The organism is Psychromonas aquimarina ATCC BAA-1526, from assembly GCF_000428725.1.
Lineage (GTDB): Bacteria > Pseudomonadota > Gammaproteobacteria > Enterobacterales > Psychromonadaceae > Psychromonas > Psychromonas aquimarina.
The window spans coordinates 1-17,186 of record NZ_AUAM01000057.1 but is presented as its reverse complement, the minus strand read 5'-3'; the positions used below and the strand labels follow the sequence as shown (position 1 = coordinate 17,186).

Below are 17,186 nucleotides of genomic sequence, written 5' to 3'. Positions count from 1 at the left end.
AGAATCCTGAGTAGAATTTAGCTTTGGTTAGCTTTTTTCGGAACGTACAGCACCGCACATTACGTTTTTAATTATGACCACACCCTACGGGATACTAATTCCCGTTAGGGAAAAAGTATCCTTTTTTTTATTATGAAAGTGAGGATACACCTATGAACAACATCAATATGATCGCTAATTCACCAGCCTTAACCTTTATTGCTATTAGCGTAATGGTTTTTCTGTTTGGAAAAGCATATGCATCAGTATCACAAGTTATTGGTCGCTCTGTAGCTGTTTATTTTATGGCTAAGTCTACCAAACCAGCACCTAAGCATTCACCAGTTGTTTTTAGCAACTCGGCTGAAAGCACTTCTGAAACAAACCAAAAAATTGAGTTTGATAAGCTCTTTTCTATTCCGGCATATGCTCGAAAAGAAATGGGGGAGAAATACTACCCTTTAAGTTTATAACTTCTTATTAAAACTACCCACGGGCAAAAATCCCGTAGGGGTATTTGCCTTTAATTTTCTAATAGAGGTAAATATTATGAATGCTCAAGTCGCACCTGCCGAAACATTAACTGAACGATTCGCCCATAAGTACGGAGTTGATCCTAAAAAGTTGATGTCCACCTTAAAGGCCACCGCCTTTAAGCAAAAAAAGAATACGCCTGAAGTCACAAATGAGCAGATGATGGCGCTATTGGTCGTAGCTGAGCAGTACGGCTTAAACCCATTTACAAAAGAAATATATGCCTTTCCTGACAAGAAAGCGGGGATTATACCTGTTGTTGGTGTCGATGGATGGAGCAGAATTATTAACACAAACTCAAAATTTGATGGCATAGAATTTAATATGGCTGAAAATTTTGTGCAATATGAAAATGGAGGCTCAAAAAGATGCCCTGAATGGATTGAATGTGTGATTTATCGTAAAGATAGAAAACACCCGATTAAAGTAACTGAATACCTCGATGAAGTATTTCGACCAGCTTTTGAAGGTAACGGTCAAAGTGGTGCATACACCATTAGTGGCCCTTGGCAAACACATACAAAACGTTTTTTGCGACATAAAAGCTTGATCCAATGTGCAAGACTAGCGTTTGGTTTTGTCGGCATATATGACCAAGATGAAGCGGAACGCATCATCGAAAATCAAACCCAGGCAGTAACTAATCAACCTGCAATTCAATTTACAGAGGATGAATTAGCAGCGGTTAATGTCGAACACTCGCAGGATTTAGCTAGTGCGGATTTTGGCGGTAACGTTGAAGAAGCTGTTTTCAAAGAAGTTGTAAAGCCAGAATTACCGAAGGGTGACATTGAAATTGACGATAGAGATGCATTGTTTATCGAACAGTTAGTTAATTTCGCCAAAGAAAATAATTCGTGGGATACCACGAAAGATAATTTAAAAGAACGCTATTCAGGGGCAACCTTGGAATATGCAGAAAGTAAATTATTAAAAGCATTTAACCTAAATTTAGACCAACAGATTAGCGGTCAAGGTTAAATTCACAATCCATCAGCCCACAGGGGATTTATCCCTTTAGGGTGAATCCTTTTTGTAGCTTCATTACTTTAAGGATTAAGATTATGAATTGTTTCAATACAAAACCAACTATCCGGCCTGAAAGTAGAACCCTGGACTACAAGTATGCGGTTGCAGCTTACATGCTGTTGTCACATGCCAAACGCCATGAACTACAAGCAAAACTTGCGGTTGATAGTTGTGAAGACAAAGTGATATTTGAAAAATGTGTTGCTTACATTTTAGCTAATGGCTAATTAAAACCTACCAACCCACAAGGGGATTCATTCCCTTGGGGATAAATCCTTTTTGTGAGTTTTACCTACATTAAGGATCTTATTATGAACGCTTCAAAACTCTTATTTTTAGCATCAATCGTTGCAATTATCTTTCCTGTACTTTCTTTCTTTGTATTTGGTGAGTTACCTGCGGATAGTAAACTTTTTAGTTATGTTTGCGAGTTTCTAGGCATGCAATTGAAACTAACAGTTTTAGCCATTGTGCTGTTTTACTCGCACAAAACGGTTGAAAAACATATGTGGTAAAAGGAACAGTTATGTTTAAACGTAAAACAGTAAAACCTAGTTATATTGAGTTTGAGTCAAGCTCATATTACAGAGATTTAGAAATTACAAAGAAAAACCATGAGCGGAAAGTGATAGCCATTAGATTGTTTATAGGCTCTCTTATTGGCATTGGTTTGGCTTTAATTAGCTTCTATATGTAATTTATTAAACTTAACCCAACAGGGCGCTACAAATGCCCTTGGGGTAGTTGTACGTCCTTATAACTATTATGAGGAATATCACTATGGCTATAGTCGATTTAGTACAACGCACTGATAAGTGGTTTGCTTGGCGTAAATTGGGCATCACTGCCTCAATGATCCCTGTAATTATGGGATTATCACCATATCAAACCCCCTATGAACTCTGGGCGGAATTAGTAGGTTTAAAAGCACCTGCCGATTTAAGCAATAATTGGCATGTTCAACGAGGTGTTGAACAGGAGCCGGAAGCTCGGTCTACAGTTGAGCGCGAACTAGGCAAGCCATTTATGCCAGTTTGTGTTGAAGCTGATCATAACTCTTTATTTAAAGCATCACTGGATGGATTGTTTAAGTTAAAAGATCTAGTAGAAGTATTAGAAATAAAATGCCCGTGTAAGAAAATTTACATGAACATTTGCGAATTAAAAGGAAAAAGCGAAAATTTTCAGATGTACGCGGCGCAAGTGCAGTGGCAATTAAACTGTGCAGGTGCTGAAAGCGCCTTTCTTTACTTTTACCTGCGTGGTGAACGTCCGATTAACGCAAAGATTAAGCGTAATCAGGGGTTCATAGATAAAGCAGAAGCTAAGGCATTAGAGTTTTGGAATTTAGTACAGACCAAAACACCACCTCAATTGATTGATGGTAGAGATAAAGTAGTTTACGAACTACCCAAAACTGACAGCAAATGGGAAACCAATGTTGAAAGTTATAAATCTATCAGCACTCAAATTAATGAGTGTGAACAAAAATCTAAAGCACTTAAAGCGCAAGCTCAAACGTGTGAAGACTACTTTGTTCAGCAAATTCCTGACGGTGTAAAAACCTTTGATAAAGACGGAATTCGCGCCACTAAATGTAATCGAGCTGGGAAACTTGATAACGATGCCTTTTTAGCAGCGTTAGCCAAGAAAACGGGGTTATTACAATCAGACCTAACCGATATGCAAGAGAGCTTTCGCGCCAGCGATTCTTCTTACTATCGTGTTGGCGTTTCCACTTCCACTGTTTCAAATATACAGCCTAACGAGGTTGTGAAAGATGAAATCAAAGAAGTTTCAGAAACACAGTCACAACAGCAGCCTGAAAAGATTGTTGAAAGTGAAAATTCCACTGAGTTAGTTAAACCTATTCCTGCAGCTGCATTCTTTAAAGAGAAAGCTACGCAAAATATGTTTTTCTGATTTCCACAAATGAGGCGTTTAATAATGAAATATTTAATGTTACTACCGCCCTCAAAAATCAGACTTGATTTGACGGGTAATAAAAGCAACTTGCTTTCTTTGTTCGCAACATCAGCCAAACTTGCGCAGCAGTTCGATGTTAACCAGGAAGAAGTTCTGCATGAAATTCGTTCAGGTGACTACGACAACGCAGTAAAAGTAATTAATAAATACTTTGGTGAGCATGTAGAAATACTGCAATAACAAAGCATTTATTTAACCCATAGGGGCGCACTAAGCCCTTGGGGATTAGTTCGCTCAAAATCTACATTTTGGAGTGAATTATGATTTATAAGAAACTACCTTGCGCTTTATTGAATGGCGTTTTTGATTTGATTGAAGCATCTGAGCAAGATGTTATTGACCATATCGGGGAAGAACAAGTGCTTTATCTTGCACAACAGATTTATACAAATCGGTTGGTAGAAAAAGGTGAGGCGTTAACCAGTGCGGCAGAAACTAAGCCGCTATTAAGAGCAATGTTACAAGGCGAATCTGAAAAATTCGCTATGTTGATTCTTGATACACAAAATCGGTTAATAACCACAGAAATAGTATCTATTGGCACAATAGATTCTGCAACGGTATATCCAAGAGAATGTGTAAAGCTAATGCTGAAGTATAACGGAAGTGCGGCGATTTTCGCGCATAACCACCCGTCAGGGGATGCAACAGCTTCGCAATCTGATCGGATAATCACCCAACGGCTACAGAAAGCTTTTGCGTTACTCGATCTAAGAGTTCTAGATCATTTTATTGTCGGTGATGAAATAATCTCCTTTGCTGAAAGAGGTTACATCTAAGCAAACGATATAACGAAATAGAAAAATATTTAGAAATAACCCAACGGGGCGTAAACAATGCCCTTGGGGTAGTTGTACGTCCTATAAGTTTAATATTAGGAGTTCAACTATGTCTGAATTAAAAGAAAAATCATTTGATATGAGTGTATTCGGTTTTGATGGAACTGGTGTTCAGGTACAAGGTTTTGAACGTGATGAATCTTTACCAATACCTACCTTGAAAGAAGAGTACATATTTCACAAAGACACGCTGCGTGATGTTATCAACTTCATTGATTGTGCATTTGACGAAGGATTATTACTTAAAGGCCCAACTGGTTGCGGTAAAACATCAGTTATCCAACAGGTACTATCTCGGTTGAATTACCCAACACAGTTATTTAGCTGTGGCGGCTCAACAGAGTTTATGGATCTTGTCGGTCAGTGGACTTTAGTTAAAGGAGAAACAGTTTGGATGGACGGTTGTTTAACAATCGCCATGCGCGATGGACACTCATTGATATTAGATGAAGTGGATCTAGTCGCACCGGAACAATTAGCGAATTTAAACGCGATTTTAGACGGTGACAACCTGGTTATCTCTCAGCTCAATGGAAAGGTAATTAAGCCACATAAAAACTTTCGTATTTTTGCTACTGCAAACAATGCGAACAGTGATTCAAGTGGTTTGTATGCTGGAACGCAACCTTTGAACATTGCGTTTATGGATCGCTTCAGAACTCTTAAAGTCGATTATGCGGCTAAAGAAGTTGAAGTGGATATATTAGGAAAAGTAGCAAGTGCTATTCCTCCTATTATTCGTGAAAACATGGTTGAGCTGGCAAATAAGGTTCGTACTGTGTTTAAGGGTGAGAGTGATACTGACGAAGTTGAAATGTCAGTTACTTTCTCTACTCGGACATTGGTTCGTTGGGCGATACAAACCCAAAGATGTCAACGAGCTGATTGTGCAATTAGTTACGCGCTTGATCGTGCGTTACTAAATCGCTGCAGTGATCAGAGTGAAGTTGAAGCCATTAATGCCTGGGCGATTGCCCTGTTTGGTGACGAATTCAAACCTGAATCAATGAAATAAAAAAACTGCCTTTCCAAAGCTTCGGACTGAGTAGAAAGTAAAACTAGAAAAACTGCCAACGGGCGCATTACGTACCCGTTGGGGAGTGGTGCGCCTTTTTTTATGCTTAAAAAATGGAGTTCCAACTTATGAGTAACGTAAACGTATTGAAAGATGTTATAGCCGTTAACCTTTTATTTTCAATTTGGACAGGTCGCAAAACCTTGTCTGATGGTGATTTAAGCATTAACGGTGAAACACCGCCTAAAGAAGTAATCTCTTTAGGCTCGAAGCACACGACCGATCCTAAAGCGTTAAAGATTTTTCACACCCTAAAACGCAGAGCAGAACGTTTGTGTAAAACAGTAGGCATTCAATTTATGGGTGGTTACGCAATTCCATCGGCTAAGGCCGATTACATAGCAAGTAAGCTGCACGATATTCTTGGTCAGTTTGAACAAGAAAAAGCTGCATACTTACTTAAACATTCTCGAACTCAACAAGAATGGATAAACAAGTACCCTCAATATAAGGAAGTGCTTACCAAAGCTTTAACAGATGCAAGCGATGTTGAAAACCGCATCAGTGCAACATTCAGCATGTTTAAAATGCAGTCTGTTGAAAGCGAAATTAGCTGTGATACAGGTATCTCTAAGCAAGTTTCCGCACTTAGCGGAACGCTTGATAAAGATGTCCTCAAGGAAGCTAATTTGTTGTTAGAGAGTTTGAACGGGGCATTAAAACCTTGTCAGACGAATGTAAGGGGCATGATAAAGCTACGTGAAAAAGTAGAGGGTCTTGCATTCCTTAACGGTCGGTTTAACACACTGGTCAATGAAATGAAAAGAGTTGAAGCACAGCTTCCCGTTGCTGGGAATCTTAGTGTTAATGATCAACATACATTGTCGGGTTTGTTGTACCGCATGTGTGAACCAACTCGTTTAGCAGAGTTAATGAGTCAAATTATCGCACAGCCTCAGAACGAACAGGAGCAAGTTCTTACGATTGAGCCTGAGACTTCAGAGCAAGTGATAAGTGAAAATGATCTTGCATTCGGTGAAGATGATTATTCCTTTGGCGATAATTCTGCGGCAACAACTGCTGAACCAGAAGCACGCAATATGTACTTCTAAATTATGACTACCCCACAAGGGATTCAATCCCTGCGGGGGAATCCCTTTATTTTACTTTACCCCCTAATCAGGGTTTTATGGAAACTAGAGGTGATTATGAATGACTTACATGAAAAGAAGCACATGTTAGTAATGGGTAAAATACAGCTATTGCTAAATAGTGAAATCACTCCATTTGATGTTATTGGCGATTGGGCTAATCAGATCGGTGATCAGCAAACGGCTATTCAATTGGCAAGTGGTTACTTGCATTGTATAGCAAATGATTATTTGCGTTTATCTGTTGGGCTTAAACCAGCTAAACGTGCGTTTATAGTGAATGCAGATGGAAAACTTTTTGTTAGTGAAAGCGAAGCTAAAAAATCAGAAATGTTTCTTCGTCTTGAACAAGACAAAGCAAACAACAACGCTGTTATTGAACCGTTATTTAGCGGTTACGTAATCGCACTTTAATAAAGCAACTTATTGTTGCATACCCACAAGGGAGCTGATCCCTTTGGGTGGCTCTCTTTAAATTTATTTTTGAGGTGAGTCCATGAGTAAAAATAATCTGATGAATGCAATTCCACTGATTGCGGCTGGTTTAGCTGACAAGTTAGATGTAAAAGTCATAATCCGTGGAAGCGGTGCATATACAGATGGCAAAGTAATAAATTTGCCCCACTTTGAGATCAAAAACGACAAGCATAAACAATCAATGCTTGGGTACTTATCTCACGAAGCAGCGCACATTAAATATGAATCTTTCAAAGATATTGATGAAACGCAAGTTGCGAATCCTCTTATTCAGAACTTATGGAATATTTTTGAAGATGTTCGTATCGAAAATTGCTTAATTGCTCAATACAAAGGTTGTGCAGGTTGGATAGACCAAACAATCAAACATATAGGCATGGAAGCAAGGGGTAAAAATATAAAAGAAATATTCTTTGATTTTATATTACTTCACTCTCGATGCACTCATAGACGGCAATACTTTTTAGCTCCTGAAGTTAAGATTGCTGAAAATAAGCTGGCTAAAGAAACGTCAGTTATGTTTGTTGGTCGCTTAATTACTGAAATTGATTCAAAGCTAGGTGGACTTAAATCTTCACTTTCTGCATTAAAACTTGCAGAAGATGTGCATAAATTTTTAAACAGCATATTAGATGAAGAAAAAACACAAGCAAATGAATCCGATACGTCTGATCAAGGTGAATCCGGTAAGTCTAAACAAGACAAATCTGATCAAGGTGCATTTGAAGCAATAAAAGAAATTTTAGAAACGTCTGCACACGATAATCCTGTGCAGAATGTATTTGATGATTTCATTTCGCAACAGGAAGTAAATACCTGTGTTCGTGAGATACCCGTATCACGCCTTATACGGTGTGAAACAACGGACTGTCACATTGAACCAGGGCATGAGCTTCACGCATCATCTAAGAGTTCAAGTAATCAACTTGCAGCTAGATTGCGAAGTTTAGTTCAAGCCGAAAAAACGGTTAGAGCAAAAACATCAACATCAGGTCTAAATCTAAATAATCGGGTTTTGTATCGTGGAGGCATTGGTGATAATCGTATTTTTAAAACGAAAAAAGTCATCAAAAAGGTTGATTCTATTGTTGAGATTGTACTTGATAAATCGGGTTCTATGAGAACAAGAATGACTCAAGCCACAACAGCATTAGGAGCTATAGCAATAGCATTAAATGGTATCAGTGGTGTGAATGTTACAGCATCCTGCTTTCCAGCTACTAATCATTGCTGTGACAGTATTGAGCTATTAAGTGAAAACGAGAAAATAAATAATTTATTTCCCCGTTTGGCGAGTGTCGATGCAGATGGATACACACCATCATACAACGCACTAATTCACTCAATTACCAAAGTTATGAACAGCAGAAAAACCAACAAAGTAATTTTTTTTATTACTGACGGTTTACCTGCAAGAACACAACGCATTGAATTTGAAAATTTGCTTAAACAGGCAAGTAACCAAATCTCAGTTGTTGGTATTGGTATTGGTATTGGTTCAGTAACAGAACGTATGCAGACTTATTTTGACGAATTTATCTGCATAAATGATGTTTCAGAATTAAAAAAGAAGTTATTCGATGTAGCTAAAAAACACATCATTAACTAACCGTTCATTTAGAACATCCACCCACAAGGGCGCAACACTTGCCCTTATGGGACAGTGCTGCGCTTTTATTTGAGGTAAGCACTATGGATACGCAACAAGGAATACAGCTCGAATTATTCAGACCTCAAGTATCAGCTGAGGAAATTTTAAGTTGGAGTGATAAAAAGAATTCTAAGCGGCGCTATCGTAAAAGAAACACTTTGGATACGCAGCAAGGAATGCAGCTTGAATTATTGATACCTCTAGTACCAGTTGAGAAAAAGGTACTTGTAGTTGAGGAAAAGGTAGTTTGGAGTGATAACGATATTTCGGAACTTCGGTACGGAATGCTGTTAACAGCGGTACAGGAGATTCGTGATTTAAGAAAATCAACAGCCATGCGGGAAGAAGCATGGAATTGGTTGTTTAGTGATGTCATAGCCCCATTTTCAGCACAAGTTTGCGCTGAATGCTCAGGTTACGACATAGAGGAACTTAGGCGGCTTTTAGGGCGTTTGTTCCACGTATGATTAATAACAGCCTCGCAAGAGGCTGAATTCAAGAAAAGTGTTTGTACTCGATTTTTCCGTGTTGGGGCTTTTCAAAGCCTCGTTGTAGGGGTTTTGAAAAGCCTCAACAACCCAACGGAGAAAACCATGAATACATACACTCAAACCTCAAATCCCGTTACCCACATTTATGTGAACAACGGACATACCGAAACGGAACAACTCAATTGGTCAGCTACGGATGTTCAAGAACTCAAACACGGCATGTTATTGCTTGCGTTTGAGGAACTTAGAGACAACCGCAGATCCAGAGCAATGAAAGTTGAAGCCTGGGAATGGCTAATGATTGATGCAGATGATCAATTAGATAATCCATTTTCTGCTGAGAACTGCTGTGTTGATTTAGGCATGGATATAAAGGCGATTCGGTCTTTTGTTCGTGATCTTAAAGCTACAGGAGTAATCAAATTATGAATATTCAACTTAATCGAGTCTGTTTAATTTTAGCTATCGTATCTGCTTTTTTGCCTTTTGTTCATTACTTCATAGTCGGTGATTTACCGCCAGTTGTGGGTAATACAAAAGGTTTTTTGTCGCTTGTAGGAGATTTTCTATCTTCACAAATGATCGGAATAGTAGTTGCGACCATTTTATATTCAACCTCAAGAATGCTTGAAAGTTGAACGTTAAGGAGCAAATTATGAATAAGTCAGATGTAGTGAGAAAAGCGGCATTCGGTAAATGGCTTTCCATTTTAGATGCTTTGTTTCCACAATTTAATGACGCAATAAAGAACATTCCAGATCATGTGCCTTGCCCTGTTAGTGGTGGTTCAGATGGATTTAGGTTGTTCAAAGATGCAAATGAAACAGGTGGCGGCATTAGCAATACGCATGGCGCATTTCCTGACGGTTTTAGCCTATTAATGTGGGCGTGTGGTTGGAGTTTTTCAGAAACAATGAATGAGATAGCAGTATTTCTAAACATTGAAGATTGGAAAGCTGAAAGCCGTGTGTTGCCACGTAAACAAATGGTTATACCTAAGCCTAAAGAATGCGATGCAAAAACACTTTTAAATCGCAGACTGAAGCTTAGAAAGCTTTGGAATGAAAGCTACCCAATAAATCACACTAACGCCAGAATTGCGCGAGAATATTTTGCTAAACGCTCAATTTTCATTAGTAATGATTATTACAATAATGCGCTTAAAAAGACCATGCGGTTTCACCCAAGCATGGAATATTGGCATAAATATAAAGAGATAATTGACGGTAAGCTTGTTAAAAAATGTACTTTGATTGGCAAGTATTTCGCAATTGTGAACTTGGTTCGCTATGACAATGGTTCACCAGCTTCATTACATATTACTTACTTAAATGAAAAAGGTGAAAAGTTAGCCTTGAACCATAACGGTAAGCCAATACCATGCAAAAAACTTATGGCGGCTTGTGAAAACAAGTCAATATCAGGTGGAGCTATTCAATTGGAAGCTCCTAGTTCAAATTGTTTAGATTTGAGCGAGGGTATTGAAACTGGTCTAGCAGTACACGTTGCTATTGGAAAACCTGTTTGGCCTTGCGTTAGTTCCACACTATTAGGGTGTTTTAACCCTCCTGATGGCGTAGATGAATTAAATGTATGGGCTGATTTAGATAGAAACAAAGCAGGTTATCTTGCTGCATTAAAACTTTCGGAGCGAATGAAAGAGATTAATGTAAAAGTTAATATTTTTCTTCCTAATCATAAGTTGAAAGATGATGCTAAAAGTATTGATTGGAATGATGTTTTAGCCATTTATGGTGCATACGAATTTCACGAAATGCTTGCTGCTTAAATAGAGACTTACTCTCTAATAAAAAGCTAAAAATGCGCCCTACCACCGATAGTATCGGTGGAAAGGGCTTGTTTTGAGTGGTGCAGTTTTTGGAGTTTTAACTAGCTACGGTAAAATCTAACTAACTATCGTAACGTTTGGGATTTCAACGTCAATTACGCTGCCCCTAAAGGAGCGGGCTTGTAAAAGCTAAGTTTAAGCGCGAGGTTATTTGGGCTCTGCCAAAAACACACCATAACGATGCTGTAGCAATTTGTTGTGAAGATGGTGAGATTGTATGCCCCGCGGCAAAGGTTTTGCACAAGCGCCATGTGGCAAGCGGTGACTACCAGCAAACCAAAGGTATTAGATCCGAAAAACGCATTCCTGTTGGCAAGTTGTTTGGGCTGAAAAAGCACGAATTGATTAAAACACCGCAAGGCACTGGCTTTGTAAAAGGCAAGCGTAGTAGTGGTTATTTTGCACTCGAGACAATTCTTGGAGAAAAAATCCACGCTAGTGCAAACATCAAGAAAAACACGGTGCGACTAACAGCACGTACCACAACATTAATACAACAAATGGAGAGTGCAAGCGATTCCTCCTCAAGATAAAGCAAGAGGTATCCTCGCCAAAAAAATGATGAAAGCACATATAACAGTTATATTATTGTTTCTTTTCTCATCGTTCATTTTTGCTGGAATCGAACCACCAACAAACCAAGATACCGCGCCTGGACTAAATGAGTTTTATTTGGATAGTGAACGAGGTTGGTTTTGGTATGAAATAAATGAAAATGGTGAAAAAGTAAAAAAATACAAAGAGCCTAAAAAAGCCGAACAACCTACAGTAATACCTAAACAAAAAACCTCCCCAAAGCCTCAAGTTAAACCTGAAGATCAATCTTTATCGCAAGCATGGTTTCGTAAAAATTTTCCTAAGTACCGTGATAGAGCCATCGAAAACCCGCACGATAAAGAAGCAATGCGTACTTATTTGTACCTCGAAAAGTTTATGCGTGAACGAGCCATGAAATTCGGTTACGCAAGGCAAGCAGCTGTTTATGCGGAGCCGTTCTTAGATGCGACAGCAAATAGAGCGACTGCCAATTTCGGCATGAAAGATATGAATATAGATGCCTCGAATAACAAGCAAGCTTCATTAAAAAAATTAGGTGAAAAATCAGGTGTCTTCTTTTTCTATCGCAGTGATTGCCCGTACTGCAAACGACAGATGCCATTGATAAAGCTATTAGAAACTCAATACGGTTTTTCTATTCAACCCGTTTCGCTGGATGGCAAGGCACTACCTGATTCACCATGGGAAAATTTCTTAGTTAACACAAATCAAGCTCAACAGCTTGGAGTAGCCAAAGTTCCCGCAATGTATTTATACGAACCTGAAAGTCAAAAAGTTGAGCTAATCGCACAAGGGTTACAGTCACTGAGTCAACTAGAAAAACGCATTATGTATTCCGCTCACAGAGTCGGCCTAATTAGTGATGATGAAATTCAAAAAATGCGCCCTACAGGGTTATATCAAAACATTGATGGTGAAATTGGAACACAAATAGCCGCGCCAAGTAATGCGCCTGAAGAATTTAAAAAATTAGTAACTGAATCTCTAAAGTTTCAAAAAACTACTGAAAAGGAATTCTCTTATGATGAAGAATAAATTAGTAATCGCAATATCTATGTTCATCATTGCGACAAGCACAAAAGCAGGTTCCTTCAATAATGAAATGGAACGCACATTTAATTCTATGTCCAACGTCACTAATGCTAAGGCTTACAACACCGCAAGGAGAGGTATTGCCAACGGTGGTCAGTTGTATATAAGAAACGATATTAAACGCATAAACTTAGTAAGCGCCCAGGCTCCGTCATTTTCAGCTGGCTGCGGTGGAATTGATATTTTTGGCGGTAGCTTCTCTTATATTAACAAAGACCAGTTCATTGAGACTTTTCAAGCAATTGGGGCAAATGCGTTAGGCTACGGTGTAAAACTTGCCATCGCTAGTGCCTGTAATTCATGTGAACAGATAATGACCTCATTAGAAAAAACCGCACAGGCCATTAACAAAATGAATATGGATAGTTGTACCGCTGCGCAAGGAATTGTAGATGCAGGGGTAGATTTTTCAACAACCGCAAAAGCAGAAACAAAGGCAGCTAACAATAACACTAACAGGGGGATTGCTGAAGACTTCCAAGAAGCATGGAACTGGCCTAGCACCGATGGTAAAAGCAACAGTAAAAAACAAAAAGAAACTAATCCTGCTAAATACGCTTCAGAAATCACGGGAAATATAACCTGGAGGGCGTTAATTGAAAACAATGTAAAAACCACTTATGGCGGTGACAATTCGTTGCTTGAAGTGTTTCAGTCAATGGTCGGTACAGTTGTTGTGGCAGATCAAAGTACAGATAGCGAATCTTCTCCCAGTATAACGACTTACGTAGGCCAAAAAATATCCCTTTCTCAATTGATGATTTAAAAGTATATGAATGCAATGACTACACAGCCGATGGTTGCTTAAAGCTGTCAATAACTCCGACAAAAGCAATTTCAGGTGTAAAAGGCACGTTTACACGAGTTAATGAAATATTAAAAGGCAGTAACGGTTTAATAAAAGCATTACAAGATGATGCAGAGTGGAGCGCTGATGCTAAAAAGTTTCTTGGGCTAACTACAGTTGTAGGCCAACTTTGCTTACGTAAGTTAAGGCAAGCATCATCACTTGGGGAGGTTGGAATTGCTGAATATGTGGCGGATATTTGCGCATCAAGAATGGCATTAGAAATGAGTTATACAACGGTTATGGATTACATCAATCAGGTGTATATGACAATCATTGCGAGTAAAAACTCAAACAAGAAAGAAGCAATAAGCGTTATTTTGGCAAGCAAAAAAGCTTACTTAGAGGAATACAACAAGCTTGATAACCAAGCTGATGTTCAGGCAATAATTGAAGAATTAAATGCAATTACAGATGGCTTAAAAGCAAAACGTAAAGTAGGCAAATAATAGGGGTGGATTATGTGGGAAATATTCTCTTTTGGTGATGTATCTATTCTAAATCTTGTCTTTAATGCGATAGCTGCATTTTTCCAAGATGGCACATTTAAAGCAGCCGCTGTAGCAGTGTGTTTGTTCGCAGTTGTAGGCCATAGTATTGCGAATCTTGGCGAGGGAGCTAAGGAGCTTCCTTACGCCAAGTTATTAGCAGCGGTAATTATATTTGGCCTTGGCTTTCAAACACTAACCAAAGTGTCAGTTGAAAATCGTTATGATGGAACAGTGACACAGATTGATAACATCCCCGTTGCCATAGCTGTACCGCAATCACTGATAACAATGCTTGGATACAATATCACCCGCAAGGTTGAAACTGCTTTTGGTAATACAGGCATACAAAGGATCACTGACTCCGGTTATCTAAGTCCGTTAAAAGTGATCGCAAACCTACGAAAAGCAACTTATGCATCAGAATGCCAAGGCAATGATGCTATGACGGGTGCTGGAATTTCATTATGCAAAAGCCTCGCCACGTACATTACGGACTGTAGCAGTGTTCTTGCTGAACGAGATAATCAATATACCGAACAAAATGAAATGGATTTAATGACAGCTATCGGCTTCAACTCAGCTTCATGGGGTACAACATATTATGACGAAGCAGGTCAACCGATAGAGGCATCTTGTGCAGACGCATACAACAAGATTGTAGGCGCATTTAATGGCGCACCTTGGGACGATATGATTAACATAAACAATGATGATGTAGGTGCAAGAGCAGGGGAAAACACTCAAGATAGAGTCACAGACGCACTTCAAGCAATCCAGGCAGATGCGAGTAAAAGCCGAAATCTAATACAAACACTTTATTTAGCAAGGCCACATGAAATTGGAACAGTAAATTACCTTGTTGATTCTGGTGCAAGTGATTTAGCAGAGAATTACAGTAGCTCTATTACCCAAAGAAATTATGCCTGGGCTTTGCAGGGTGAACTGTGGGTGCAAATCGTAGATGTGTTTTTAACACTGATGGAATCGCTAATCATATCAGCAGCACCAATTGTTGCACTAATGACGCTAACAGGTGCATCGGGGGCAAAATCACTACTCCTTTATTTGCAAGTGTTAGCGGTTTTGCAACTAATACCGATATTTATGGTTATAGCTCAAAACATAATAATGAACAAAATGGTTATCTTTCAATCGTCATTAGTGGCGCGTGGATGGGATGAGGGTTCTAAGGCTTACATGTATGAATTAACACGCTATGCAAACGAGCTTATGGGGCTTGGTGGCATGGTAGCGGCAACTATTGTTCCTGCACTGGCTATTGCATTAGTGACAGGTTCAGGTTTTGCACTAATGGGGGCAATGAAAGGTGCGGCGGCTCCAGCAAAAGATACAGATGCAGCGCCAGAACTTGCAGGGCAAGGTGGAAAAATCACAGATATGAGCAATTCACTGCAAGGTGATTATTTCCGTGGAGGTCAATCAATTACAGAAAGGGATCAAGCTCAACTGGCTCAAATGCAGACCAGTCAGCAAGCCACAAACAGCGTAAAATCCGCTCAAACTCAGCAGGCAACCGCAAGCAAAAATTATTCAGATGTATTGTCAAATTCACAACAAGCAGTTGCTTCAAAGGATTTTTCAAACAATGAATTAGCGAGTGTCGGTAATACAATATCAAGCGGTACTTCTGAGCAAGCAAAATTAATAAATGAACAAGCTAATAGTTACGCTAAAGCAAATAATTTTGGTGAGGCTGAGACTTCACAACTACGTGCTATGTTAGGTCTAGGTACTTCATTAGGCGCAAAGGGTGATATTGCATCAGTCAACGGAAGTAGTGCAAGTTCGGAAGTAAATAAAGCGTATAAAGAGCTGACTACGGGGAAAAAAGGAGAAGAATTAGCAGCTAAGTTTGAGCAAGCAAAGCAACAAGACCATCAAACAGGAGAGCAATTCAGAACAGGTAACTCTTTTGCTGACACGCAAAGCGCTGTTAGATCACAAGCCTACCAAGAATTACAATCAACAAGCGATAATTACGAAGCAGCACAGCAATTACAAAGAATTGATAGCATGAGCCAATCCGACCAGCTTGCTAATTATCAACAATTAGCAAACGATAGTCGTGTTATGGATAACGTAGAAAGGGCAGTAGCGGCTTTGCCTGAAGAACAGCAACAGCAATACCATCAAAGGGTCGATGATTTAACCCGTAACAATGCAGACTCAGACGTTAGGGGGGGAGGACTTGCTGAGTTAATGGCCTTTTCCGAAGTCACACGACAAAACGGTAACGATTTAGCTTTAGCTGACGTTGTTGGTGGTGGCTATGATACTCCTACAAATAGCACTGGTGTAAATTTTGAAAATAAAGGTGAAGCTGAAAACGCTCAGTTAACAGCAGTAAATGATAATGTTGAAAATACAATCAACAAAGATGATGCGCTAAACAGTGATAATCTACGAACAGGTTATAACTCTAACAAACAAATAAACGAGGCAGGTAACAATCCATATAAAGATACACAAGAAAAAATTCAAGATGGTAAACAAACTATTGCTAATAGCGATATTAATGCAAACAAAGAAGAACGCATGGCTCAAGTGACAGGAGAAACTATCAAGGATGGATTCAAGTTTGCTGGCGCGGCGTTAGACCATGCAAAAGATGGATTAGATCCTATAGCAGAATCTACTGGTAATGTAGGTAGAGAATTATTAAATGCTGTATTGCATCCATCAGATGCGGTTAATAAATTATCACACAGTATAGGTGATAGCCCATCACCAGAATCAAAGAGCGCACAAGAGCAATTATTAGAAGCTAGTGATGCTTATAGTTCAGTAGGGCTTGAATTAAACTCTGAGGGAGCTTCAACGATAGCACAAAATCCACAGGAAATTCAGAGCAAAGTTGATCAGGATATTGCAGATCATAATAGACGCTCAGACGTAGAACCAACAAAAGCTGATATAGCCAAGTTTTATGATGATGCTATCTATGAAGTTAAAAACCCGCAAGTTCAAACTTTTGATTCCAATAAAATTCCTGAAAATGACAACCTTTCAGTGCAATCAAGTGAGGCATCGCAGTCCAATACACCTAAAACTGGCGAGAATACTCAGGTACAAACATCTGGTTCTCAAGGCGTACCTGAAAGCAGTGATAATCATGTACTTTCTGCCGAATCACCACAGCTAAATGAACAGGCAAACACCGCTCAAAACGAGCCGGA

General features: G+C 39.1%; 20 protein-coding genes and 2 pseudogenes. All 22 read left to right on the top strand.

From position 1 onward, the window contains the following. The first annotated feature begins 152 nt into the window (after positions 1–152). Complete coding sequence (locus G337_RS0117020) at positions 153–452, top strand: hypothetical protein (RefSeq protein ID WP_028864973.1); 300 nt, start codon at positions 153–155, stop codon at positions 450–452. A gap of 76 nt (positions 453–528) precedes the next feature. After that, positions 529–1,170 (top strand): annotated as a pseudogene (bet, locus tag G337_RS28265) (phage recombination protein Bet); the annotation flags it as partial. A gap of 407 nt (positions 1,171–1,577) precedes the next feature. After that, positions 1,578–1,769 (top strand): hypothetical protein, encoded by a 192-nt coding sequence (locus G337_RS0117010; protein ID WP_028864972.1) that lies wholly within the window; start codon positions 1,578–1,580, stop codon positions 1,767–1,769. Between the two features lie 84 nt (positions 1,770–1,853). After that, a complete protein-coding gene (locus G337_RS0117005) occupies positions 1,854–2,057 on the top strand; it encodes a hypothetical protein (RefSeq protein ID WP_028864971.1) in 204 nt (67 codons plus the stop codon). 11 nt (positions 2,058–2,068) lie between these two features. Continuing rightward, a complete protein-coding gene (locus tag G337_RS28690; RefSeq protein WP_157619359.1) occupies positions 2,069–2,239 on the top strand; it encodes a hypothetical protein in 171 nt (56 codons plus the stop codon). Between the two features lie 83 nt (positions 2,240–2,322). After that, positions 2,323–3,465 carry a lambda-exonuclease family protein gene (locus G337_RS0116995; protein WP_028864970.1) on the top strand — a complete coding sequence of 381 codons (1,143 nt, stop codon included), beginning with the start codon at positions 2,323–2,325 and terminating at the stop codon, positions 3,463–3,465. Positions 3,466–3,501: 36 nt separating this feature from the next. Next, positions 3,502–3,708 carry a hypothetical protein gene (locus tag G337_RS0116990; RefSeq protein WP_169719636.1) on the top strand — a complete coding sequence of 69 codons (207 nt, stop codon included), beginning with the start codon at positions 3,502–3,504 and terminating at the stop codon, positions 3,706–3,708. A gap of 80 nt (positions 3,709–3,788) precedes the next feature. Beyond that, positions 3,789–4,307 (top strand): JAB domain-containing protein, encoded by a 519-nt coding sequence (locus tag G337_RS0116985; RefSeq protein WP_084605443.1) that lies wholly within the window; start codon positions 3,789–3,791, stop codon positions 4,305–4,307. 109 nt (positions 4,308–4,416) lie between these two features. Next, positions 4,417–5,382, top strand: a complete 966-nt coding sequence (locus G337_RS0116980; protein ID WP_028864967.1) for an AAA family ATPase — start codon at positions 4,417–4,419, stop codon at positions 5,380–5,382. Between the two features lie 128 nt (positions 5,383–5,510). After that, positions 5,511–6,494, top strand: a complete 984-nt coding sequence (locus G337_RS0116975) for a DUF3150 domain-containing protein (protein WP_028864966.1) — start codon at positions 5,511–5,513, stop codon at positions 6,492–6,494. A gap of 96 nt (positions 6,495–6,590) precedes the next feature. Next, the gene (locus G337_RS0116970) at positions 6,591–6,947 is read left to right on the top strand and encodes a hypothetical protein (RefSeq protein ID WP_028864965.1); all 357 of its coding nucleotides are present in this window, start codon (positions 6,591–6,593) and stop codon (positions 6,945–6,947) included. 82 nt (positions 6,948–7,029) lie between these two features. Further along, a complete protein-coding gene (locus G337_RS0116965; protein WP_028864964.1) occupies positions 7,030–8,619 on the top strand; it encodes a vWA domain-containing protein in 1,590 nt (529 codons plus the stop codon). Positions 8,620–8,702: 83 nt separating this feature from the next. Continuing rightward, on the top strand, positions 8,703–9,128 hold the full coding sequence (locus G337_RS0116960) for a hypothetical protein (RefSeq protein WP_028864963.1): 426 nt from the start codon (positions 8,703–8,705) through the stop codon (positions 9,126–9,128). Positions 9,129–9,254: 126 nt separating this feature from the next. Continuing rightward, positions 9,255–9,581 (top strand): hypothetical protein, encoded by a 327-nt coding sequence (locus tag G337_RS0116955; protein WP_028864962.1) that lies wholly within the window; start codon positions 9,255–9,257, stop codon positions 9,579–9,581. After that, positions 9,578–9,790 (top strand): hypothetical protein, encoded by a 213-nt coding sequence (locus G337_RS0116950; RefSeq protein WP_028864961.1) that lies wholly within the window; start codon positions 9,578–9,580, stop codon positions 9,788–9,790. Before G337_RS0116955 ends, G337_RS0116950 begins: the two co-directional genes overlap by 4 nt. Positions 9,791–9,807: 17 nt before the next feature. Next, the gene (locus tag G337_RS0116945) at positions 9,808–10,941 is read left to right on the top strand and encodes a toprim domain-containing protein (protein ID WP_028864960.1); all 1,134 of its coding nucleotides are present in this window, start codon (positions 9,808–9,810) and stop codon (positions 10,939–10,941) included. Between the two features lie 296 nt (positions 10,942–11,237). Further along, positions 11,238–11,534 carry a hypothetical protein gene (locus G337_RS0116940; RefSeq protein WP_157619357.1) on the top strand — a complete coding sequence of 99 codons (297 nt, stop codon included), beginning with the start codon at positions 11,238–11,240 and terminating at the stop codon, positions 11,532–11,534. Beyond that, positions 11,509–12,594, top strand: coding sequence for a conjugal transfer protein TraF (gene traF, locus G337_RS26475; RefSeq protein WP_051303326.1), 1,086 nt, complete (start codon positions 11,509–11,511; stop codon positions 12,592–12,594). The genes G337_RS0116940 and traF overlap by 26 nt, the downstream gene beginning before the upstream one ends. Then, on the top strand, positions 12,581–13,417 hold the full coding sequence (locus G337_RS0116930; RefSeq protein WP_028864958.1) for a conjugal transfer protein TraH: 837 nt from the start codon (positions 12,581–12,583) through the stop codon (positions 13,415–13,417). Before traF ends, G337_RS0116930 begins: the two co-directional genes overlap by 14 nt. Beyond that, positions 13,354–13,665, top strand: a pseudogene (locus G337_RS29580) (hypothetical protein); the annotation flags it as partial. The gene G337_RS0116930 and the pseudogene G337_RS29580, both read left to right, overlap by 64 nt. 45 nt (positions 13,666–13,710) lie before the next feature. Continuing rightward, on the top strand, positions 13,711–13,947 hold the full coding sequence (locus G337_RS29235) for a hypothetical protein (protein WP_245597673.1): 237 nt from the start codon (positions 13,711–13,713) through the stop codon (positions 13,945–13,947). A gap of 12 nt (positions 13,948–13,959) precedes the next feature. Next, positions 13,960–17,186 (top strand): conjugal transfer protein TraG N-terminal domain-containing protein (locus tag G337_RS26470; protein ID WP_037027797.1); only part of this gene is annotated, 3,227 nt, incomplete at its 3' end.